Genomic DNA, 21943 nt, shown 5'->3' with positions numbered 1-21943 from the left:
GGAACGCCTGAGCCATGGGTTGGCGCCGAGTTTGCACGAATCGCCGGGCCGCGCCCCCTATGGCATAAGTCATCCGGGCGTCGGCGACGCGAGCCGGCGCTACCAACCCTCGCCGTGCCGCTTGCCCGGATCGCAGCCGTTCAAGGTCAGCATGCGCGCGACCCGCTCTTCCACATAGCGCCGATCGTCGCGGTCCAGGCCGTCGACGATCGGCTCCAGCAGCGCGCGAAACTGCGGCCAGAACTGCGCTTCGTGACGCATCGTCTCGCGCCAGTGCGGCAGCATCTGCTCCAGCCGGTCGAGCTCGATATCCAGTTGCAGGCGCGTAGTCATGACTGCGCGCGCGGCCAGAGCACTTCGACCTGATGCAATGCGCCGTCGTCGACCAGCGGGAAACTCAGTCCGTCCTGGGCGACGCCGTCGAGTTTCACGCCGGCGACGTTCTCATCGCCGCCGGGCTCGACCTGCCGCACCTGGATCAGGTACGGCGTCTCGCGATAGCGGTAATGCATCTTGTACTGCGTCCACTCGGGTGGGATGCACGGCGCCAGTTCCAAGCGGTCGCCGCGCCGATTCAAGCCGAGCAAGGATTCGGTCAGCAAGCGATACATCCAGCCGGCCGAACCGGTGTACCAGGTCCAGCCGCCGCGGCCGGTATGCGGCGCCACGCCGTAGACATCGGCGGCCAGCACGTACGGTTCGACCTTGTAACGCGCGGTCGAGGCGGCATCGGCGGTGTGATGGATCGGATTGATCATGCGCGCGAGTTCCCACGCGCGCGCGCCGTCGCCCAACTCGGCGAAGGCCATCGCCGCCCACACCGCGGCATGGGTGTACTGGCCGCCGTTCTCGCGCACGCCGGGCACGTAGCCGCGGATGTAGCCCGGGTCCTTGACGGTCTTGTCGAACGGCGGATCGAGCAACTGGATCAGGCCGGCGTCGCGACGCACCAGATGGCGATCGAGCGAATCCATCGCCTGGCGCGCGCGCGCCGGATCGGCCGCGCCCGACAGCACCGACCAACTCTGCGAGATCGAATCGATCCGGCATTCGTCGCCCTCATGCGTTCCCAACGGGGTGCCGTCGTCGAACCACGCGCGCCGGTACCATTCGCCGTCCCAGGCATGGGTTTGCAGATTCTCGCGCAGGCGTTTTGCCGCATCGACGCAGGCATCGGCGAACGCGGCATCGCCGCGCGCGCGCGCGATCGGCTCGAACCGATTCAAGGTGTCGAACAGGAAGAACCCCAGCCACACGCTCTCGCCGCGGCCGGCCTGGCCGACCAGGTTCATGCCGTCGTTCCAGTCGCCGCTGCCGATCAGCGGCAGGCCGCGTTCGCCGAGCAACTCCATGCCACGCTGCAAGGCGAGCACGCAGTGGTCGTAGAACGGCTGGCGGCGATCGGTGGTCCACGGCCGGTCGTAATAAGACTCCTCGTCGGCGTTAAGCGCGCGGCCCTCGACGAAGCCGACCTGCTCGTCGAGCAGGCTCATATCGCCGGTGACCTGCAGATAACGGCAGGCCGCCAGCGGCAGCCACAGGAAATCGTCGGAACAGCGCGTGCGCACGCCGCGGTTCAACGGCGGATGCCACCAGTGCATCACATCGCCCTGCGGGAACTGGTGCTCGGCGCTCAGCAGCAGATGCTCGCGGCTCAGCGCCGGCCGCGCATGCACGGTCGCCATGGTGTCCTGCAATTGGTCGCGGAAACCGAACGCGCCGCCGGACTGGTAATAGCCGCTGCGCGCGACATAACGGCAGGCCAGCGCCTGATACGGCAGCCAGCCGTTGACCAAGGCATCCACGCTGGGATCGGGCGTCTCGACCCGGATCGCGCCCAGGGTGCGGGTCCAGTGCATGCGCACCGCGTCGAGCGCGTCGTAAGCCGCCGATTCGCCCTTGCAGCGATCGATCAGCTGCGCCGCGCTGGCGGCATCGGCGGCGGCGCCGAGGCGGAACACGATCTCGCAGGTTTCCTCCGCGACCAGCGATGCCGGCACCTGGATCGCCGCGCACGGGTCCAGACCGACGCCCAGTCGCCCGGACAGACGCTCGTTGAGCATCGCCGCCGGATGGCCCAGGTCGCCGTTGCGGCCGATGAACTCGGTGCGGTCGGCGGTAAAGGTGCAACCGTCGCTGTCGGTGTCGAAGAACGCCACGCGTCCTTCGAACTCGGTGTTGTACGGATTGCGCGCGGTCAAGGCGCCGCTGGCCGGATCGATTTCGCTGACCACGTGCATCTGCGAACGCGCGCGGATGTCGCCGAGCACCCATTCGACATAACCGGTCGCGGTGATCCGCCGCGCGCGGCCGGAGCGGTTGCGCAGCTTGAGCACCGAGTACTTGACCGCGTCTTCCAGCCCGACATACACCCACAGCTCGCTGGCGATGCCGTCCTCGACGTGTTCGTACACGCTGTAACCAAAGCCGTGGCGGGTGCGATACGCGCCGCGGCCGCGACACGGCAGCGGCATCGGCGACCACACCCGGCCGGTGTCCTCGTCGCGCAGATAGAAGGCTTCGCCGCCGGTGTCGGCGACCGGGTCGTTATGCCAGGGCGTCAAGCGGAACTCGTGCGCGTTCTCGAACCAGGTATAGCCCGGCGCGCTCTCGCTGACCACCGTGCCCAGCTGCGCATTGGCCATCACGTTCGACCACGGCGCCGGCGTGGGTTCGCCTTCGCGCAGCTCGATCACGTACTCGCGCGCATCGGCCGCGAACGCGCCGGTGCCGTTGTCGAAATTCAACGACGTGCTGACCGGTTCGAACGGCCAACTGTCGAAGCGGCTGTCGTCGTCGCCGTCGACATGCGGCGGCGGCAGGCCGGGCAGCACGTTCGAATCGCCCGTCGCGGCCGGCGCGGGCAGCGCCGGCAGTTCGGTCGCGACCGGCGCGCCGTCGGGCCACAGCAAGGCCGCGCCGCGTTCGGGCGGCACGTGCCGGCTGACCTGCGCGGCCAGAGTGCCGCGCTTGTCGCTGATGATGACTCGCGCCACCGCCTGCAACAGGATCCGGTCTTCCTGCGACATCTGCTGGATCGGCCGCACGAAGATGCCGCCGGGCCGGTCGAGCACGCTGCCTTCCGGGCCGGCCGAGACCAGCCCCAGGATCTGTTCCTGCAGCTGCTGGCGATAACCGCTTTGCTCTTCGTTCCAGATCACCAGGTCGACATTGAGGCCCTTCAGACGCCAATACGCATGCGCCTGCACCATCTGCCGGACCAGTTCGATGTTGTCGGCCTCGCTGACCTGCAACAGCACGATCGGGAAATCGCCGGAGATCGAATGCCCCCACAGCCCCGACTGACCGCGCCGGTTCTGCAGCAGCACCGATTGCTCGGCGCGCAAATACGGATGCGCATACACCATCGAACCGGCCAGGCGCTCGTACAACTGCGCGTCGGCCTGCGAGGCGTTGATCTGGCGGCGCACGACCTGGCTGTGGGTCCAGGCCAGGTCGAACACGCGATCGGCCAGACGGCGGTCGCGATAGCGATCGATCAGCGCGGTGCAGGCGGCGCGATCGGCGCCGACGCCGGTGACCATGTCGATGATCGCGGTCTGGTCCGGCGCCAGTTCGATCCGGGTGCGGATCGCGACGATCGGGTCGAGCACCGAGCCGACCGAATCCGACAGCGCGGCATCGCCGCTCATCGCCTGCGGCGTGCGCGGGGTGTTGCCGCGGCCGAGGAAGCGCGAGCGATCGGTCTCGTAGGAAATCTGGCCGATGTCGGCGTCGTGCACCGCGATCAGATGGAACATCCACGGCGGCACTTCGTCGTGCGCGCGCGGCCGGCGCGTGCACAGCAGCGCCTGCTTGTCGCGGTCGATCTGCGATTGCACGAACAGATTGCTGAAGGCCGGATGCAGTTCGTCCGACAGCGCCGGCGCCAGCACCACTTCGGCGTAGGTGGTGATCTCGATGGTGCGGGTGCGACGCGAATGATTGCTCACCCGCAGCCGGCGCAGCTCGATATCGTCCTCGGCGGAGATGGCGATCTCCAGATGGGTTTCGTAGCGGTTCTTGCGCCCGCGGAACTCGGCCTTGGCGTCGGAGAAGATCGCCTCGTAATGCTCGACCGGCACGCAGGTCGGCTGATGGGTCGCCGACCAGTACTCGCCGGTGTCGACATCGCGCAGATAGCAGAACGCGCCCCAATGATCGCGGGTGGCGTCCTCGCGCCAGCGCGTGACCGCCATGTCGCCCAGGCGGCTGTAACCGCCGCCGGCGCTGCTGAGCAGCCCGTGATAGCGGCCGTTCGACAGCAACTGCACGGCCGGCCGCGCGGTCGCGGGATTGCGGAACACCCGCAGCTGGGTCTCGGTGACCGGCGGGGCGGCGCGCGCGCCGCTGGCTTCGGCTTCGTGCGGATGGAACACGCCGGTGCGCGGGATGCGTTCCTGCAGCAACAACAAGGTCGCCTGGAATTCGGCGTCGGCGACGAAGCGCTTCTGCATCGGTTGGTCGCGCAGCAGATAGTCCAGCGCGAGCAGGCCCATGCCCTGGTGATGGGCCATGAATGAACGCACCACCGCATGGGTCTGGCCGCGCGGCACCCGCGCCGGGGTGTAGTCGATGGCTTCGTACAGGCCGAATTCGCCGCCGAAGCCCAGATCGGTCAAACGCTGCAGATTCTGGCAGGCCGCTTCGGGCATCACCATCAGCGCCATGATGCTGGCGTAGGGCGCGATCACCAGGTCCTGGCCGAGACCGCGCTTGAGCCCCAATCCCGGCACGCCGAACGCGCGGTACTGATAGTTCATGCGCGTGTCGACAGTGTTGTAGCCCGACTCGGAAATCCCCCACGGCACGTCGCGCTGACGACCGTAGTGGATCTGCGCGAGCACCGCGTGCTGCGCGGTCTGGTCGAGCAAGGTGTCCGGATAACTGGGCATCACCAGCTGCGGCATCAGGTACTCGAACATCGAGCCGCTCCACGACAGCAAGGTCGCGCCGCTGTCGATCTCGGTCAGCAGCCGGCCCAGCGAGAACCAAGTCTCCTGCGGCAACTGGCTCTGGGCGATGGCGACGAAGCTGGTCAGGCGCGCTTCCGACGCGAGCAGATCGTAATAGCCCGCATCCAGGCGGCGTTCGTCGACGTTGTAGCCGATCGCCAGCAGATGGCGGCCGCGGTCGTACAGGAATTCGTACTCCATCAGCGAGAACTGGCCGGCGATGTGCGCCAGGCGTTCGAGTTCGCGGATGCGGCGGCGCGCGCGTTCGCGCACATTGCCGTCGTCGGATTGCCGCAGCAGGTCGCGCAGGCTGGGAATGGCGGCGGCGCCGAGGGTCGATTCGGTTTCGTCGGCGGACGGTCGTGCCGTAACGGCCTGCGCGGGCAGGAAGTCGGACAGTTCCCGCAGGGCCTCGCGGCAGGCGTCGATCAATGCGCGCGGCCAGCGCGAGGCGGTCTCGTCGTCGACGGCGCTGTCGACGTCGGTACGACTGGATTCGATCGCTTGCGCCAGCGCCAACAACTCCGACAGACAACGTTCGATCGCGTCCACGGCCCGCGGCGGTTCGGCCAGGATCGCTTCGACCCGCTCGCGAAACGCGGCCGCGGCCTGGGCTTGCGCCGGCGACTTGGCCGCGGCCTGCGCGTTGCGCAGGTTTTCCTCGAGTACGCCGCAGGTATCGGCCAGCCCCTGGAACACCACAGCGCTTAGCACCGGTTCGTCGATCAAGCCGAGCAAACCCTGGCGCAGAGTCAGCAAATGCGCGGCCAGATTGCCGCTGTCGACCGTGGAGATGTAACGCGGCGGCAACGGCTGCAGGGTTTCGGTGTCGTACCAGTTATAGAAATGCCCGCGATGACGCGGCAACGTTTCCAGCGTGGCCAGGGCCAGACGCGTGCGTTCGATCACCGCGCCGGCCTGCACATAGCCCAGGTCGTAGGCGCTCAGGTTGGCCAGCAACGACAGGCCGATATTGGTCGGCGAGGTGCGTCGCGCCACCACCGGCGTTGGGTGTTCCTGGAAATTGTCCGGCGGCAGCCAGTGATCCTCGGCGCGGATATGCACTTCGAAGAACGCCCAGGTGCGCCGGGCCAGGCGGCCGAGAAAACGCGTCTGCGTGTGCGACAGACCGGCGCGGCGCTGTCTGGGCGGACGCCCCAGCCAAGCCATCAACAGCGGCGAGATCAGCCAGGCCGCGAGCCACGGCGCGGCGATCCACAGCGACATCGGCTGCACCCGCACCAACAGCGCGGCGACCGCGATCGCGAACACCGGCGCGGACCACATCTCGCGCAGCTCGGCGCCGAAGCGATCGCCGAGACTGCGCTCGACCTCGCTGGACGGATTCCATTGCAGCAGGCGGCGATGGCTGACCGTCATCCGCCACAAGGTGCGAACGATCGCGCCGAGCGCGAAGAAGGCTTCGAACGGCAGGCAGGCCAGGGTCACGAAGGCGCGCTGCAACTGCCGCGCCAGCGAGCCGCCGACCTGCACCAGATGGGTTTCCAGCGCCATGTCGGAGGGCCGGCGGACCAGTTCCCACCCGGCCAGCACCAGCATCGGCGCCAGCCACAGCGCGAGCAGCCACAAGGTCCAGGCCAACGGCTGCGGCAACGTGGCCCAACCCCACACCAGCAACGCCAACGCGGCGGCCGGCACCAGGCTGCGGCGCAGATTGTCGAGCAGCTTGCCGCGCGACAGCCACGACAGCGGATTGCGTTCGAAGCCGCCATGCATGCGCGGCACCCACGGCAGCAGCCACGGCAACAGCTGCCAGTCGCCGCGGATCCAGCGGTAACGGCGCTTCACGTCGGCCGCATAGCGCGAGGGATAGTCCTCGAACAGGCGCACGTCGCTGATCAGGCCGGCGCGCGCGTAACAGCCTTCGAGCAGATCGTGGCTGAGCACGCGGTTGTCGGGCAGGCGATCGGCCAGCGCGTACTCGAACGCGTCGACATCGTAGATGCCCTTGCCGACGAACGAGCCTTCCGCGAACAGATCCTGGTAGACGTCCGAGACGATCCGCGTGTACGGATCGATGCCCGCCTCGCTGCCGAACATGCGCGCATAGCGCGAGCCGCGGCGTTCGCTCATGCCGCTGCCGACGCTCGGCTGCAGGATGCCGTAGCCGCGGGTGACCCGTTGGCGGCGCTCGTCGAAGCGCGCCTGATTCAATGGATGCGACAAGGTCGCGATGAATTCGCGCGCGGCATCGCGCGGCAGGCGCGTGTCGGTGTCCAGGGTGATGACGTAGCGCACGTTCTCCAGCACCTCGGTGTTGCCGGTGACCTGCGAGAACGAATCGCGCGCGCCGCCGCGCAGCAAGCGGTTGAGCGCGGCCAGCTTGCCGCGCTTGCGCTCCAGGCCCATCCACTTGCGTTCCTGCGCGTTCCACAGGCGCGGGCGATGGAACAGGAAGAACAGGTCGCCGCGTTCGCCGGCATAACGGCCGTTGAGGCGTTCGATGTGCTGCGCCGCGTGCGCCACCAGCGCTTCGTCGCCGGGCAAGGTCTGCTCGTCGGCGTCGAGGAAATCGGTCAGCAGGGCGAAATGCAGATAGGTGTCGCGATTGGCGAGGAAGCGCACTTCCAGGCCTTCGACCAGGCGATCGATGGCCTGCGCGCTGGTCAGCATCGCCGGCACCACCACCAGACTGCGCGCCCGCGCCGGCAAACCCTTGGAGTAGTCCAGGCGCGGCAAGGGCTTGGGCGCGATCAACACCGTCGCCAGCCAATTGACCAGATGGATGCCCAGATCGCTGAAGGCGATGAAGGCCAGCGCCGCCAACACCAGCAGCGGCGTCAGGCTCAGCGACACCTCGCGCGTCTGCCACAGCAGGCCGTAGGTGCAGATCGCCGCGACCGATCCGATCGGCAGCAGATACGCGCCCAGCGGCACCCGCCGCCGGCTCAGGCTTACCGGTTTGCGCGCGCGTCCGGACGCGGCCAGCGCTTGCTTGATCTGCGCGGTGCCGTCGTCGATCAGGTAATAGCCGACATGGGCCTTGCTGCCTTGCGCATCGCCGGACGCGCGCGCCAGTTCGAGTACGATCTGAGCCACGTCGGTCTCGCTGGTGCCGCTGCGGCGCGCGAGTTTTTCCACCACATGCCGGTACATGTCGCGGGTGTTGAAATCCATCAGCGCGTACACGCCGAGCGGATCCTCGCGCAGGATGTGATCGACCCGGCTCATGGTCTCGACGAACTCGCGCCAGTCCATGTTGACCAGGAAACGCAGGCTGCCGATGCTGTTGCTGATCGAGACCTGATCGGAGGCCTGTTGCTGGCTTTCCGAGCGCACCAGTTCCTCGACGCTGTGGCCGCTGTCGGTCAGCCACTGGTCGATCCAGCTGATCGGCATCGCCAGCGCCGCGCTGCGACCGTGCAGTCCGCGCGCGAGTTCGGCGACGAAGGCGCCGGTCATCGGCGGGTCCGAACGCGCCATGTCGGCCACGATCAGGACCACGTCCTTGGGATTGTTGTCGGCGGTTTCGTTGAGCCGCTGCGACCATTCCGCGGCGCGGCGATGGTCCAGGCCGTCGCGCATCACCCGCACCGCCATGCGCCGCAGGTTCTCGATCAACGCCAGACGCAGCATGATCGGGATCGCCCACAGCTCGCCGAGCTTGAGCGGAGTGACCGATTGATAGGCGGCGACGAAGCGGGTCATCGTCTCAGCGTCGATGCGGCCGTCGCCGTGGGCGATCGCCTCCATCGCCAGATCGTAGACGCGCGGCATGCCGGTGCCCGGGCCTTCGCTCAATGCCGGCAGTTCGCGGCTATAGCCTTTTGGCAGATGCCGGCGCGCGGTGCGGATCTGTTCTTCGATCAGATAATAGTTGTCGAGCAGCCACTCACCGGCCGGAGTGATGCGGACTTCGTCCTGCACCATCTGGGTCAGCAGCGCGCTGGCGTCGCCGAGCACGCCTTCGTTGTCCTTCAGCCGCGCCAGCAGCAGGTCCGAGCCTTCCGCCGCCTGCACCCGATGACTCTGGGCGAGCGCCTTGCCGTGCTGCTCCATCTGCTCGGCGCTGAGCAGGCGCGATCGCAGCGGCTCCTCGGCCAGCCACGGCCTGCCTTTCGCTATGCGTCCCCAGCGCCACAAACGCCGGTGCAGGCGCAACCAATGACTGAGAATTCGCCACACATAGGACATACGATATCCAAACTTTAGCGGCCGCCAGGTTCAGCCAGACTCGGACGATCCACCGTCGGGGTCGAAAACTCTGGCGTGCAGACCCAAGGAAGTACCGTAGATAAAACATCGGAACCACGCGTCGCTCGACCAGCGATCGCTGGCCGCGCGGCGCGACGAAAAAACTAATTGGTCGGCAGGTTGACCCGGTCGATGCCGTGGATCACCGCGTTGCTCGAATAGATGTTCGGCAGCATGACCTTGCCGGTACCGAAGCTGACCTGCTTGTTGACCGACTGGATCGCGACGTTGCGACCGTTGACGGTCTTCAACGCGTCCCAGCGTTCGAACTCGACCACCGTCTTGCGCTTGGGCACCAGATGGCCATACAGCACGTCGGCGAGTTGTGATTTGTTTTCCGGTCTGAACAACGTCTCCAGCATGCCCTCGGGCAATTTGCCGAATGCCGCGTCGATCGGAATGAACGCGGTGAACGGGCCGTTGCCGTTGAGCAGTTCGGTCAGGCCGGCGCGCTCGACCGCGTCGCAGAAGATCGAGAACGAGCCTTGCGCGGCGGCGACTTCGAGCAGGTTTTTCGGCGCCGTTTCGGGCAAGGCACGGGCAGCGGAATCGGCCATCGCGCCGGCCGGGGCCATCGGGGTATTCATCAAGATTTCGCCTTCGCTACGATCCGTCAGAAACGGATCAATCAACGGCCTAAGCCGCATCTCCCACAAACGCGGGGAGTTCTAGGCTCGTGCGGTTGGGCAATGTCAATCGCCGCGCCTGAGTCACTGCCACGACGTTGCGTCGTGTCGCCGGCCTACACTGCGCCGCCGAGTGTTAGCTAACCGTGATCCGTGCGCGTTCGAAGCGGGCGATCGTCACATGCGCGGCGGCGATGACTGCTATGGTGGTATCGCTGCAAGTACTCGCGCGACCGCTGTTCGTCGCCCTCACGCGTCGCCACAAGCGCAGCCGGAACACCCATGCACTCGCGCGTTCGCACGCACTTGAATCGCATCGACCGCCCGGCGCAATCGGCGGCGCGTGGTTATGCCCTGGCGGTTGAGACGGCGGAAAGCGAAGGCTGGCCGATGCGGCCGGATTCGCCTGAACGAGCGACGGCGACGATGTCCGGCCGGCGTTACTTCGGCGACGACGGCGGATCGATCGCGATCCAGGTCCACGACGGGCAGGGGCGCTGGTCGATCGTCCAATCGATGCGTGCATGGCGCGAGTGACGCCGACGATGCCGATGCGTTGAGCGGTGTCGCGGTCGACCGGCCCGGCTATCAAATGAACATCGCCGGTTTGCATCGCGCGTTCGCGACGGGCGTCGGCGGCACGCCCTTGCCGTCCCGTCCGTCAACTCATCCCAGGCGCGATCGCGCCGCATGCGCTCGCGCGAACGAGTGCGCGTCGCTTGCCCATGCGCGGGCGAACCGATCAGGGCAGCGTGAACTTGCGCGTCGAGCGCAGCGGCCAGATCGAGGTGAACTTCGCGCCGCCCACCAGCCGGAACGCGGCCGACATGCCGTTGTGGATGCCCTTGCCTTCCAGGATGTCCTTGGCGCGGCGGAACGAGTGGCGCGGGTCGGCGGTCAGCATGAACAGATTGATCTCCTTCGCGCTGACGTCGTAGCCCTCCAGCTCCACCGTCTTGCCCAGCACCGCCTTCAACTCGTCCTCGATCGTCGCCAGGAAAGCTTCGTCGGCCAGCGACTTGCGCCAGAACTTGATGATGAGTTGTTGATCCATCCGGCGATTGTAGACCCAACCCGCGATCTGGCCGGTTCGCACGCATGCAGGCCGCACATTGCAGTCGTCGCCGCGCGGTCCGAATCCCGCGCCCTCGCCGGACAAGACGCGCTTGGGACCGAAGCGTCCAGCGCGACGCACATATAAGTAAGCAAGCGATCCGCCGCGGCAAGCGCTCGCGCGCCGCGGCGGCGGTCGAACCACCCGGCCCGGACCGGGCGCCAGGCCATGGATGCAAACATTACTTGACACCATGTAAAGTATTTTTTACATTCATCCTACCTTGAACCGAGGACGCCCACGTGTCGCACCGAGAGAAGACCGCCTGGCTGTCGCTGATCGCGCTGGCCGTTACCTTCGGCCCCTACTTCGCCATGGTGGCCATCAACCCGCCGGGCGGCACCCTGCCCAACCTGCGCCAGCTCGGCCTGTACGCCACGGTGGCGATCGTGCAGTTGCTGATCCTGGGCGCCGGGCACCTGTACCTGCGCCGCGCCTCGCCCGAGGAAGCGCGCATGCCCGCGGACGAACGCGATCGCGCCATCAGTCAGCGCGCGACCACCTGGGCCTATTACGTGCTCATCGCCGGCATGATCGTCGTCGGCTGCATCATGCCGTTCACGACCGGCGGCTGGACATTGGTCAATACCGCGCTGGCGATGATCACCGCCTCGCAGGTCGTTCACTACGGCATCGCCGTGTTGAACTATCGCAGGCAGGCCTGATGCAAGGAACGATTTCGAACAACATCCGGACCTTGCGTTTCCACCACGGCGAAATGTCGCAGGCGCAGTTGGGTCAGCGCATCGGCCTGACCCGGCAGACGGTCGCCGCGATCGAAGCCGGCAAGTACTCACCGTCGCTGGAGGCGGCGTTCCGGATCGCGCAGGTCTTCGGCGTGCCGCTGACCGAGGTGTTCCAGTGGCAACCGGATACCTCTGACTGACGCCGGTGCGGCGACGACAGGCGTGCCGGCGAATCGCGGGCGGTTGTGCAATAGCCTAAGTTGCTTCGCGGGCGACGGAGAAAGAAGCGCCTTGCCTTCTGGATCACCGCAGCTTGGTTTTTTAATCACCGGCACAGAAAGTTTTCCAAGGACTCCATGGACAGCCATGGTTCGCAGCTGACAATGACCGCCCATCATGTTCGATCCGCCTGGATCAATGCCCGATGATTCATTCAAGCCGAACCGGCTTTGCCGCGCGACTCAATTCAGGCCTTAACCGCTGATGGGGACAGCCATGCGACTGGCAGGTCGGATCACGGACTGGAACGACGACAAAGGCTTTGGCTTCGTCGTACCCGCCGGCGGCGGTGCCCGCGCGTTCGTCCATATCAATGAGTTTCAGCGCGGCTCGCGTAGACCGCTCGTGGGCGACCTGATTTCTTACCTTCCTGTCGTCGACGCGCGAGGACGCACCAACGCTCGGCAGATTCGTCATGCCGGTCAAAAAATAGAAGCCCCGCGCACGCCCTCTCGGGTTCCAAGAGCGTCGCTGGGCCTGGGAGCCCTGCTGGGTGGTGTTGCGGCCGCCGCGTTCGGCCTGCTCCCGGCGGTCTTGGTGGGGATATACATCGCGATGAGTGCGCTGTCGTACCTGATGTACCGGTCCGACAAGATCGCCGCGCAGAGCCAGGCGCCGCGCACGCCGGAGGCCAATCTGCATCTCGCGGACCTGCTGGGCGGATGGCCGGGAGCGCTGGTGGCCCAACAACAGTTCCGCCACAAGACCGCGAAACAATCGTTCCAACTGGTTTTTTGGGCTACGGTCGTCGTCAACTTGACCGTCGTCGCCTGGCTTCTGAGGTCCGGCATGTTCGCCGAGTTGGCCGGGCGGTTCGGCGGCTAACCCTCGCTTCAAGCCGAACCAGCATCTGGATGCGGCGTACTTCACACCTCAGGCCTCGCTGGATCGATCAATGGATCATTCGAACCCCTACACCCCGCCGAATGCGCCCGTCTGCGTGGCACAACCGGGCTTGGCAAGTTCTACCCGGCGCTTGCTGGCGTGCTTGATTGCCTTGCAACTGCCGGTCACGTTTTTCTCGCTGCCACGCGGGTTCGAATTGCTCAAGCACGGCGATATCGCGCCTGTGGCACTCGTGGGGGCAACGTTGTCGACCGCGCTGCTCGTCGTGGGCGGTGCATTGCTCTTGGTTCGACGCCGTGCCGCTGTGATCCTGCTCATAGCGGCCGTGTCGGGGATGCTGACCTCGATAAGTTGGCACCCGCCGTTTGTCATCACGGGCGTCGCCATCAGCGGCGCGGCGGCGATTGCCGTTCTCCTGGCGCAACGCCCCAAGCCTTCACAGACCTGACAATCAACTCGCGCCGGACCCTCGGTACGAATCAGCTCGGCGTCTGCATGCCACACAGGCGTTCCCTGCTCCCTCGCTCGCAGGGGCACGGCGGCCCGGATGGGGTGCGCGAGCGATGAGCACCCCGATAGCGCGATGCAGATTCCAGATTCGCGACATACAGGCGCGCTCACACCGACTCGCAGCGGCACAGATATTGCGCTGCAGCGTGCATGCGCCGATTTGATCTGATTAGTCTAACGCCCGTTTCAATCCAGCCACTCAGACCGGGAATTGAAACGCCCTGTCGGCCGCCCGAGCTGAAACCCTCCGCGGATACCCGCCGTGAACAGTCACAGCCCTATCCCAGGCAACACCCGGGGGCGTCTGCTCGAGGCGGCGGAGCTGCTGTTCGTCAAGCACGGCTACGAAGGCATGTCGCTGCGCCAGATCACCAGCCACGCCAAGGTCAATCTGGCGGCGGTGAACTACCACTTCGGCAGCAAGGAAGCGCTGGTCCAGGAACTGCTGTCGGCGCGGCTGGACCGCCTGAACCAGGAACGCCTGGCGCTGTTGTCGCTGTGCGAGGCGCGCTACGGCGAACACGCGATGGACGCCTCGGCGGTGTTCGGGGTGCTGTTCGTGCCGGCGGTGCGGATCAGCCGCGACCGCACCGGCGGCATGGGTTTCATGCGTCTGCTCGGACGCGTCTACAGCGACCCGTCGCCGTTCATTCGCGATTATCTGCACGAACATTACCAGCCGATCTACGAACGCTTCTTCGAAGCCTTCGCCCGCGCCCTGCCGCATCTGTCGCGCAACGAACTGGGCATGCGCCTGCATTTCGCCCTCAAGGCGCTGTCCGGCGTGCTCGCCAGCGAGGACATGGACGAACTGATTTCGGCCTTGTGCATGGGCGAGCCGGTCAGCGACTCGCTGATGCTGGCGCGGCTGATCGCGTTCGTCTCGCCGATGCTGACCGTGCCGTTCGACAATCGCGAACACATCCGCGGCGTGGAGCAGATCATGGAGATGGCCGCGGCCGCCGCGCAGGCGGCCGACTCCAAGGTCCAGGCCGACGGCGAGTCGGCCGGTTCGCGCAAGCCGCGCGGGATCCTGCCGCTGTGGGCCGAAAAAGTGGTGGGGACATGAAGGCGAAGCAATACGGTGCGGCGTTGGGGAACGCCGGACCCCGCGTCGCGACCGGCCACGGCCGGTCGCGGGCGAAACCCTTGCGCGCGCGGCGGCAGCGACGGCCCGCGCCGTCGCGGCCGACGACATCGGCGGACGATAGCGTCCACTCGCCGACCTGAGCGCCGGCGCCATTCCATGCGGTACGGGGAAGAGACAATGACCGATCCGGCGTCATGGCCGCACGAGTCCGCATCGCTAGCCGATTACGGAGAGGACTGCGTCAAGCAATGGAACAACGTGTCGCTGCGGTACCGGGTGCCGTTGCGGGGCTTTTTCTCCAAGCGGGTCAAGGACAGCGCCGAGGTCGAGGACCTGACCCAGGAGGTGTTCTTGCACCTGATCCGCCGCGCCCGCGGCGGGCCGATCGAGCATGTCGAGCAGTACGTGTTCCAGGTCGCCGCCAACACCCTGCGCGACTGGGGCCGGCGCCGGCGGGCCCGCAACCAGGAGGCCCACGAGTCGTTCGACGCGGAAATTCACCAGCCCGCTACGGATATTTCGCCCGAGCGCGTCTTACTGGGTAAGGAAGAAATAAAACTGGTCAGCGCCGTGCTGCGCGCGCTGCCCGAACGGACCCGCGACGTGTTCGTGCTGCGGGTGCTGGAGAAGAAGAAATATGCGGAAATTGCGGTCATGATGGCGATATCGGTGCGGGCGGCCGAAAAGCACATGGCCAAGGCGCTGGCGCAATTGGGCGGCATCATGGGCAAGGCACAGGATCGGGACTGATCGGGGCGCGAACCGTCGCGGACGGCAGGTGAGTCCGCGCATCGGCACGGGGTTCGGTTGAGCGATCCGTCACGGATCGGCATGCGGGTCGGGGCGGCGCTGGAAAACGTAAGCGGATCCCGCGAAGAGGTAACGGCAGATGAAATGCAAAATCTCGCAGTTGGGTGACGAAGCGACGGACCTCGCGCCCGAAGGCGTGTACGAGGTCGCGGCGCGCTGGAGCGAGATCCTGCGCGACGACACCAGCGCGATGACCCGCGAGGCGTTCGAGGCCTGGCGCGCGCAGTCGCGCGAACACGCCGCCGCGTTCGATCGCGCCCAGGCCGCGCACGCGCTGGCCTCGGCGCTCGCGTTCACCCCGGAAATGCAATCGCTGCGCCACGAGACGATGGCGCGCATGGTCGACAGCAACGTGCGCCGTTCGCGCCGCACCCGCGGCTGGTCGATCGCCGCCTCGCTGTTCGTCGCCGCCGTGCTCGGCGTGCTGGCGCTGAGTTCGCAGATGAACTGGAACCGCTCCGGCGACAGCCGCGAAGCGTCGGCCGGCAACGTCTACCAGACCGGCGTCGGCCAGCGCGCGGTGGTGACGCTCGACGATGGCTCGGTCATCACCCTCAACACCGACAGCCGCATTTCGGCGCATTACCGCGCCGGTCTGCGCGCGGTCACGCTCGAACGCGGGCAGGCGCTGTTCAAGGTGGCCAAGGATCACACCCGCCCGTTCGTGGTGACCGCGGCCGGACGCCAGGTGACCGCGCTCGGCACCGAGTTCGACGTGTACCTGTCCAAGCGCGCGTTCGAAGTGACCTTGCTGGAAGGACGGGTGACGGTCACCCGCGATCGCGCCGTCGCCTCGGCCAAGTCGAGCGCCGCTTCGCCGCTGGCCGAATTGCGTCCGGGCCAGCAGTTCGTCGCGATCGCCAAGACCCAGCCGCAGGTGCGCGTGGCCGACGTCAAGCGCGTGGTCAGCTGGCGCCATGGCCAGATCGTGTTCGAGAACGAACGGCTCGAAGACGCGATCGCCGAGATGAATCGTTATTCGAGCCGGCAAGTCGTGCTCAGCGATTCCCACCTGGCTTCGCTGAAGATCAGCGGCGCGTTCAACACCGGCGATACCGGCACCTTCGTCGAAGCGCTGACCGCGTATTTCCCGATCGAGCGCAGCACCGCGCAAGACGACACCATCGTCCTCAAGCCGCGTCCCGTCAGCCGCGGCTGAGCCGCGAGTGTCGCGGCGCGAGGCCGGATGCGTCGTTCGCATCGCGCCGCCGCGCGCCATCCCATGCGGACATCCATCGACGCGTGATCGACACGCGCGAGCGCCCGCGCGCGCGCGCGACGAACCGCTCGCAACCGCACGCCCGCGACCACGCGCTCGCCTCATCGGTGTTGCAGTGCAAAAGTGAACTCGCGGGTTCAACAACACGCGCGAACACACATCGACACATTCGCAGGTTCGGGTTTTGCATGCGCTCGCGTCTGTACTAACTGAGGTCGCAACCAAAGACGACCCGAAACCGGAGGGGAGAGCGAATGCAAGTGCAAGATCCGAAACGTTCGTGGAGGCAGGCGGCCCGGCCGTGCGTGTTGTTCCTCGCGCTGCTGCCGTGCCTGAGCGCTTACGCGGCCGAAGGCGCCGGCGGCACCGCCAGGTTCGACATCCCGCAGCAGAAGCTCGACACCGCGCTGTCCGAGTACGCGCGCCAGAGCGGCACCCAATTGCTCTACTCGCCCGAACTCGCCACCGGCAAGAAAACCGGACAAGCGGTCCGCGGCGAGAAGACCGCGCGCCAGGCGCTGGACGAATTGCTCGCCGGCACCGGCCTGAACTACGCCACCAGCGCCTCCGGCGCGATCCTGATCAGCGACGGCAGCAGCCGCGGTGGCGGCGCGAGCGGCAAGCCGCTCGACGGGGAGAAGCAGGGAAACGTCCAAGAGGTCGCCGAAACGCAGCCGACGGCGCCCTCCCAAGAAGCCCAGGCAGACCAATCGGCGGCCGAAACGACGGCGGAAAACCCCGCTAAGCGCTCCAGCGCCACGACCCTCGACACCATCGTGGTGACCGCGCAGAAGAAGGTCGAGAACATCCAGAAGGTGCCGATCGCGATCACCGCGTTCGGCGGCAAGGACCTGGGCGACCGCAAGATCGAGACCGGCGGCGACCTGGTCACCGCGACCCCGAACGTCACCTTCTCCAAGACCAACTTCGCCAGCTACAACTTCCAGATCCGCGGCATCGGCACCCAGGCGCTGTCGGTCACCACCGACCCGGCCGTGGCGGTCAGCTTCAACAGCACGCCGATGATCCGCAACCGCCTGTTCGAACAGGAATACCTCGACGTGGAACGCGTCGAGGTGCTGCGCGGCCCGCAGGGCACGCTGTACGGCCGCAACGCGACCGCCGGCGTGGTCAACATGATTCCCAACCTCGCCAACCCCGAAGCGTTCGAAGCCGAGGTCAAGGGCGAGGTCGGCAACTTCGACACCCGCCGGGTCACCGGCATGGTCAACGTGCCGCTCAGCGATGCCTTCGCCTTCCGCGTCGCCTCGCAATACACCAAGCGCGACGGCTACGACGAAAACACCGTGACCAATCGCGACGTCAACGACCGCGACCTGCTGTCGGTGCGCACCTCGCTGGCGTTCAAGCCCAGCGACAAGTTCAACGCCAGCCTGGTGTGGGAACACTTCCAGGAAGACGACGGCCGCGCGCGCACCGGCAAGCAGCTGTGCCACAACGATCCGGGCCCGACCCGGATCGGCGCGACCCAGGTTTCGACGATCGACCGTAACTACATGAGCCAGGGCTGCTCGGACGGCTCGCTGTACGACAACGGCGCGTTCGGCGTTCCCAACGGCGCCAGCATTCCGTTCGTGCTCGGCGCGCAGACCACCGGCGTGGGCTATCTGCTCGATCCCGACGGCAATTTCCTCGACGTCGCCTCGCTGATTCCTCGCGGCCTGGATCCGTATGCCGGCGTGACCCAGTCGCACGACCTGCGCAAAATCGCGACCACCTACGACCCGAAGTTCAACGCCAAGAACGACATCTTCCAGTTCAACCTGGAAGCCGACCTCAGCGATCATCTGCGCCTGATCTCGCAGTCGACCTACACCCGCGACCAGTACTACTCGACCCAGGACTACGGCCGCTTCCAGTCGCAGCCGATCTTCACCAACACCTCCACCGGGGTGTCGCGGTTCGGGCCCGACGGGGTGGAACCGGCGTTCAACTCCTTGCCCAACGGCACCTACTGCGATCCGCAACTGGGTTGCTCGGACCGCTTGCTGATCGCCGATCTGGTCGATTCCGACAGCCGCCAGTGGTCGCAGGAATTCCGTCTGCAGTCCTCGTTCGACGGCGCCTTCAACTTCAGCCTCGGCGCCAACTACCTCGAGTACAAGGTCGACGAAAGCTACTACGTCTTCAGCAACGTGTTTACCGCCTTGGCCGACCTGTTCTTCAACGGCAACGGCGCCGGCAACGCGCCGGGCAAGTGCCCGGCCGGCAGCGCGACGCGGCTGGATCCGATCTCCGGCGAGATGATTCCCTGCGTCTACATCGATCCCAATCCGCTGGGCTCGATCGACGGCATGGGCCACAACTACTTCCGCAGCCGCAACGTCGCCGAAACCCGTTCGGCCGCGATCTTCGGCGAGGGCTACTGGAAACTCAGCGACACGGTGCGGCTGACCGCGGGCGTGCGTTTCACCAACGACCGCAAGATCACCACGCCGTATCCCAGCCAGACCCTGCTCGCCGATTCGACCGGCACCACCGGCGTTCCGCAGTTCTTCGGCGGCTATGTCGGCTACGGCTATCCGGCGCTGCCGAAGATCACCCAGACCTGGAACGAGCCGACCGGCCGCCTGGTGCTGGACTGGTCGCCGGACCTGTCGTTCACCGACAGCACCATGTTCTACGCCTCGCTCTCGCGCGGTTACAAGGCCGGCGGCACCAACTCTCCGGCGATCGGCGCCAATCCAGAAGCGCTCAGCTTTGCCCAACGCGACGTGGAGTTCAAACCCGAGTTCGTCAACGCGATCGAAGTCGGCATGAAGAACGTCATGGCCGGCGGCAAGTTCATCCTCAACGGCACCTTGTTCTACAACGACTACAAGGACTACCAGGTCTCGCAGATCCAGGACCGCTCCACCTTCAACGAGAACTTCAACGCCAAGACCTGGGGCGCCGAACTCGAAGCGGTGTGGCGTCCGACCGATGCGTTTCAGCTCAGCGGCAATGTCGGTCTGCTGCGTACCCGAATCGGCTCGGACCAGTACTCGATCGACGTGATGGACCGCACCGCGGGAAATTCCGATTGGGTGGTGGTCAAACCGTGGTTGCAGCTGGCGTCCAACTGCATCGCGCCCAAGGAATATGTAGAAGCGGTGCTGGCCGCGACCTATCCGCAAGATCCTCCGTTCAACAACGCCGCCAACATCCTCAACAGTTTCTGCTCGACCAATTTGCCGCTGAACGGGAAAGGATTCTCGTCCGGCGGACCCTATGACGGCGCCTACGGATTCACCTACGATCCGGCGAGGGATGCTCCTAACGGCGGCGCGGGTTTCGCCAAGAACGTCGGCGGCAACGAGTTGCCCAATGCGCCGCACATCACCGTCAGCCTAAGCCCGCAGTACACCTTCATGACCGCGCACGGCGACTTCACCGCGCGTGCGGACCTGTACTACCAGGGTCCGAGCTGGGCGCGCATCTACCAGGACAAGATCGATCGCCTCAGCGACTGGGGCAACGTCAACCTGTCACTGACCTGGCTAAAGATCGAAAACGATCTGGCGGTGCAGTTGTACGTGAAGAACGCGCTGGGTGGAAAAGCCATCACCGGCACCTTCCTCAACAGCGACGACACCGGTTTGAGCAGCAATGTCTTCCTGCAAGACCCTCGCATCATCGGCTTGTCCGTGCGCAAGGGCTTTTTCTGAGTTGAGTGTCGTTCCCCGGTCGCGTTCGCGAACGGGATGACGACGAGCAGAGCCTGACGGCTACGGACCGCTCACCGTAGCCGTCAGGCAGCGCAGCCACGGCGCCCGCTACATCCGTGACAGCCCGTTAGGACACACCCCGTGTCCGCATACATCGACGCCTCACAGGAGAAACGCAATGTCCAAGCTCAAGAACTCCCTTCTCGCTCTGGCCACGGCCGCGGCCGTCTTCGGCGCGAGTTCGGCCTCCGCGGCATCGTTCGAACTGTGGAACGGCAGCGGCTGGACCAACACCGGCTCGCTGACCTTCTTCGGCCCGACCACCGCCAGCTACCTCGGCATCGCCGTGCCTTGCAACGCCAGCTTCACCGTCACAGTGAGCGGCGGCGCCGCTTCGGTGACCGCCGCGAGCTTCAGCGGTTCCTCGGCCTGCACCGGCATCACCGCCTACAACCTGCCGTGGGCGATGACGCCCAGCGCGTACAGCGGCGCGAATCCGCCGTTCAGCGGCTCTCCGACCCTGACCCCGACGCTATGGAGCGTCGCCATCAGCGGCGTGCGTATCTACATCCCGGCTCCGTTGAACGTCTACTGCCCCAGCTCGACCGGCTCGGGCAGCATCAACGGCGTGCTGGACTCCACCTCCACGGCCACCCAGAACAACCAGTTCGTGTTCAAGGGCGCGCTGGGCGCCTGCTCGGTGCAGACCCAGAACAACGGCTGGCTGGGAGCGACTACGCTGGTACGCGTGGTTCCGTAAGCATCCGACATCGTCCGGTTGACCGGTGATCCGCCGCGCTTCATGCGTGGCGCGCGCGGACCGCGGTTTCCAACAACCCCGGACAGGTCGATGAGCCGACAAGGATTTCGGCGCGGGGGAGGAGTATTTCCTCCCCTTTTTGTCCGCGACCGCGCAATGCGGTCGTCGCGGGCAGGCCCGGCCGCAAATGAAGCGCGTCGGCCGCACTCAACTTTCAGGAGGATCCCAGAATGCGCAAGACCCCGCTTTACACGGCCGCGGTTGCGGCGGCGCTGACGCTCACCAGCGCGTCCGCGGCCATCGCCGGCACGCCGTCGGGCCCGTATGCGATGTTCAAGTACTGCCCGTACACCAATCCTTCGGTCGGCAGTTGCGTGATCAACACCACCAACTCCGGCGTGCTCAAGATCGGCAACACCACCATGCCGATCGACAAGCCGATCGTGCTGCAGGGCGGCATCGAAAGCATCGGCCCCTCGCCGCTGTACGCCGCGGTCGGCGGTCCAACCCTGTCCGCGCCTCCGGCCAAGGTGCCCGGCGGCCTGCTCGGCATCGTCAACCCCGCGCCCAACTGGCCCGGCCCGCTGTGGACGGCGTTCTGGGGCTTCGTCGCCACCTTTAACGACGTCACCGCGACGATCGAACCGGTGCAGGGCCTGCAGACCAATTTCGGCAACGCGCTGTTTCCGCCGACCGACGGCAGCGATCCCACGGTGGCACGCCTGGCCGTTCGCGTGCACCTGCAGAATCCGTTCCTCGGCAATAGTTGCTACATCGGTTCGGCGCAGAACCCGGTGGTGATCAAGCTGCAGACCGGCACCACCGCGCCGCCGTTGCCGAACCTGCCGATTTCGGGCAGTCCTGGCACGGCGACCACGGTATGGACGGATGAGCCGAATTTCATCGGCTACCTGCAGATCGACGACACCAGCCTGGTCGACAACGCTTTCGCCGTGCCGGCAGCCAGCGGTTGCGGCAATATTGCGCTGGGCCTGCCGATCATCACCCCGATCCTCGACGCCCTGGTCTCCGGCGCGGTCAACCTCAAGGTCGGTTTGCCGTCGGCCGCGGGCAAGAACACCGCGATCATGACTGGCAACGCCTCGATCGCCGCGGCGGCTTACGTACTGGACAGCGAAAACTGAGTGGAATGGGTGTCGATGCA

At 66.2% G+C, this 21943-nt stretch carries 15 protein-coding genes; 11 read left to right on the top strand and 4 right to left on the bottom strand.

Translation table 11 applies throughout. The features are described from left to right. Positions 1-99: 99 nt before the first annotated feature. The 3 genes from IEQ11_RS02940 to IEQ11_RS02930 form a co-directional block, all read right to left on the bottom strand. Positions 100-333 carry a hypothetical protein gene (locus IEQ11_RS02940; RefSeq protein ID WP_228464493.1) on the bottom strand — a complete coding sequence of 78 codons (234 nt, stop codon included), beginning with the start codon at positions 331-333 and terminating at the stop codon, positions 100-102. Next, a complete protein-coding gene (locus tag IEQ11_RS02935) occupies positions 330-9110 on the bottom strand; it encodes a glycoside hydrolase family 94 protein (RefSeq protein ID WP_191821277.1) in 8781 nt (2926 codons plus the stop codon). Before IEQ11_RS02935 ends, IEQ11_RS02940 begins: the two co-directional genes overlap by 4 nt. A 164-nt stretch (positions 9111-9274) precedes the next feature. Then, on the bottom strand, positions 9275-9757 hold the full coding sequence (locus tag IEQ11_RS02930) for a fasciclin domain-containing protein (protein WP_157753766.1): 483 nt from the start codon (positions 9755-9757) through the stop codon (positions 9275-9277). A 321-nt stretch (positions 9758-10078) separates the two neighbouring features. Between IEQ11_RS02930 and IEQ11_RS02925 the strand changes: the two genes are divergently transcribed. Beyond that, the gene (locus IEQ11_RS02925; RefSeq protein ID WP_191821278.1) at positions 10079-10333 is read left to right on the top strand and encodes a hypothetical protein; all 255 of its coding nucleotides are present in this window, start codon (positions 10079-10081) and stop codon (positions 10331-10333) included. A 205-nt stretch (positions 10334-10538) separates the two neighbouring features. Here the strand turns inward: IEQ11_RS02925 and IEQ11_RS02920 are convergent, their stop codons facing one another. Continuing rightward, a complete protein-coding gene (locus IEQ11_RS02920; protein ID WP_191821279.1) occupies positions 10539-10955 on the bottom strand; it encodes a hypothetical protein in 417 nt (138 codons plus the stop codon). Between the two features lie 197 nt (positions 10956-11152). On the opposite strand from IEQ11_RS02920, the gene IEQ11_RS02915 reads away from it, so the two are divergent. From IEQ11_RS02915 to IEQ11_RS02870, 10 genes are all read left to right on the top strand, one after another. Then, positions 11153-11575 carry a DUF2178 domain-containing protein gene (locus tag IEQ11_RS02915; RefSeq protein ID WP_036102439.1) on the top strand — a complete coding sequence of 141 codons (423 nt, stop codon included), beginning with the start codon at positions 11153-11155 and terminating at the stop codon, positions 11573-11575. Then, positions 11575-11796, top strand: a complete 222-nt coding sequence (locus tag IEQ11_RS02910) for a helix-turn-helix transcriptional regulator (RefSeq protein ID WP_247024707.1) — start codon at positions 11575-11577, stop codon at positions 11794-11796. Before IEQ11_RS02915 ends, IEQ11_RS02910 begins: the two co-directional genes overlap by 1 nt. A 295-nt stretch (positions 11797-12091) precedes the next feature. Continuing rightward, complete coding sequence (locus tag IEQ11_RS02905) at positions 12092-12700, top strand: DUF1294 domain-containing protein (RefSeq protein ID WP_191821280.1); 609 nt, start codon at positions 12092-12094, stop codon at positions 12698-12700. 70 nt (positions 12701-12770) lie between these two features. Then, the gene (locus IEQ11_RS02900) at positions 12771-13169 is read left to right on the top strand and encodes a hypothetical protein (protein ID WP_191821281.1); all 399 of its coding nucleotides are present in this window, start codon (positions 12771-12773) and stop codon (positions 13167-13169) included. A 324-nt stretch (positions 13170-13493) separates the two neighbouring features. Further along, complete coding sequence (locus tag IEQ11_RS02895; protein ID WP_232526241.1) at positions 13494-14300, top strand: TetR/AcrR family transcriptional regulator; 807 nt, start codon at positions 13494-13496, stop codon at positions 14298-14300. A gap of 198 nt (positions 14301-14498) precedes the next feature. Further along, a complete protein-coding gene (locus tag IEQ11_RS02890) occupies positions 14499-15071 on the top strand; it encodes an RNA polymerase sigma factor (protein ID WP_036102446.1) in 573 nt (190 codons plus the stop codon). A gap of 139 nt (positions 15072-15210) precedes the next feature. Then, a complete protein-coding gene (locus IEQ11_RS02885; protein ID WP_191821282.1) occupies positions 15211-16290 on the top strand; it encodes a FecR family protein in 1080 nt (359 codons plus the stop codon). Positions 16291-16604: 314 nt separating this feature from the next. Continuing rightward, positions 16605-20018 (top strand): TonB-dependent receptor, encoded by a 3414-nt coding sequence (locus tag IEQ11_RS02880; RefSeq protein WP_191821283.1) that lies wholly within the window; start codon positions 16605-16607, stop codon positions 20016-20018. A gap of 178 nt (positions 20019-20196) precedes the next feature. Then, the gene (locus IEQ11_RS02875; RefSeq protein ID WP_057920620.1) at positions 20197-20778 is read left to right on the top strand and encodes a hypothetical protein; all 582 of its coding nucleotides are present in this window, start codon (positions 20197-20199) and stop codon (positions 20776-20778) included. A gap of 230 nt (positions 20779-21008) precedes the next feature. Further along, entirely contained in the window at positions 21009-21923 is a 915-nt protein-coding gene (locus IEQ11_RS02870) for a hypothetical protein (RefSeq protein WP_057920619.1), read from the top strand. The last annotated feature ends 20 nt before the right edge of the window (positions 21924-21943 follow it).

Origin of the sequence: Lysobacter capsici, from assembly GCF_014779555.2 — a bacterium.
Taxonomy (GTDB): domain Bacteria; phylum Pseudomonadota; class Gammaproteobacteria; order Xanthomonadales; family Xanthomonadaceae; genus Lysobacter; species Lysobacter capsici.
Note: the sequence above shows the minus strand (reverse complement) of the source record. Positions and strands in the feature narration are given on the sequence as shown.

Coding starts and splice junctions, on each gene's coding strand:
- IEQ11_RS02940 (WP_228464493.1), bottom strand. CDS start 333: ATGACTACGCGCCTGCAACTGGATATCGAGCTCGACCGGCTGGAGCAG.
- IEQ11_RS02935 (WP_191821277.1), bottom strand. CDS start 9,110: ATGTCCTATGTGTGGCGAATTCTCAGTCATTGGTTGCGCCTGCACCGG.
- IEQ11_RS02930 (WP_157753766.1), bottom strand. CDS start 9,757: ATGAATACCCCGATGGCCCCGGCCGGCGCGATGGCCGATTCCGCTGCC.
- IEQ11_RS02925 (WP_191821278.1), top strand. CDS start 10,079: ATGCACTCGCGCGTTCGCACGCACTTGAATCGCATCGACCGCCCGGCG.
- IEQ11_RS02910 (WP_247024707.1), top strand. CDS start 11,575: ATGCAAGGAACGATTTCGAACAACATCCGGACCTTGCGTTTCCACCAC.
- IEQ11_RS02905 (WP_191821280.1), top strand. CDS start 12,092: ATGCGACTGGCAGGTCGGATCACGGACTGGAACGACGACAAAGGCTTT.
- IEQ11_RS02900 (WP_191821281.1), top strand. CDS start 12,771: ATGGATCATTCGAACCCCTACACCCCGCCGAATGCGCCCGTCTGCGTG.
- IEQ11_RS02890 (WP_036102446.1), top strand. CDS start 14,499: ATGACCGATCCGGCGTCATGGCCGCACGAGTCCGCATCGCTAGCCGAT.
- IEQ11_RS02885 (WP_191821282.1), top strand. CDS start 15,211: ATGAAATGCAAAATCTCGCAGTTGGGTGACGAAGCGACGGACCTCGCG.
- IEQ11_RS02880 (WP_191821283.1), top strand. CDS start 16,605: ATGCAAGTGCAAGATCCGAAACGTTCGTGGAGGCAGGCGGCCCGGCCG.
- IEQ11_RS02875 (WP_057920620.1), top strand. CDS start 20,197: ATGTCCAAGCTCAAGAACTCCCTTCTCGCTCTGGCCACGGCCGCGGCC.
- IEQ11_RS02870 (WP_057920619.1), top strand. CDS start 21,009: ATGCGCAAGACCCCGCTTTACACGGCCGCGGTTGCGGCGGCGCTGACG.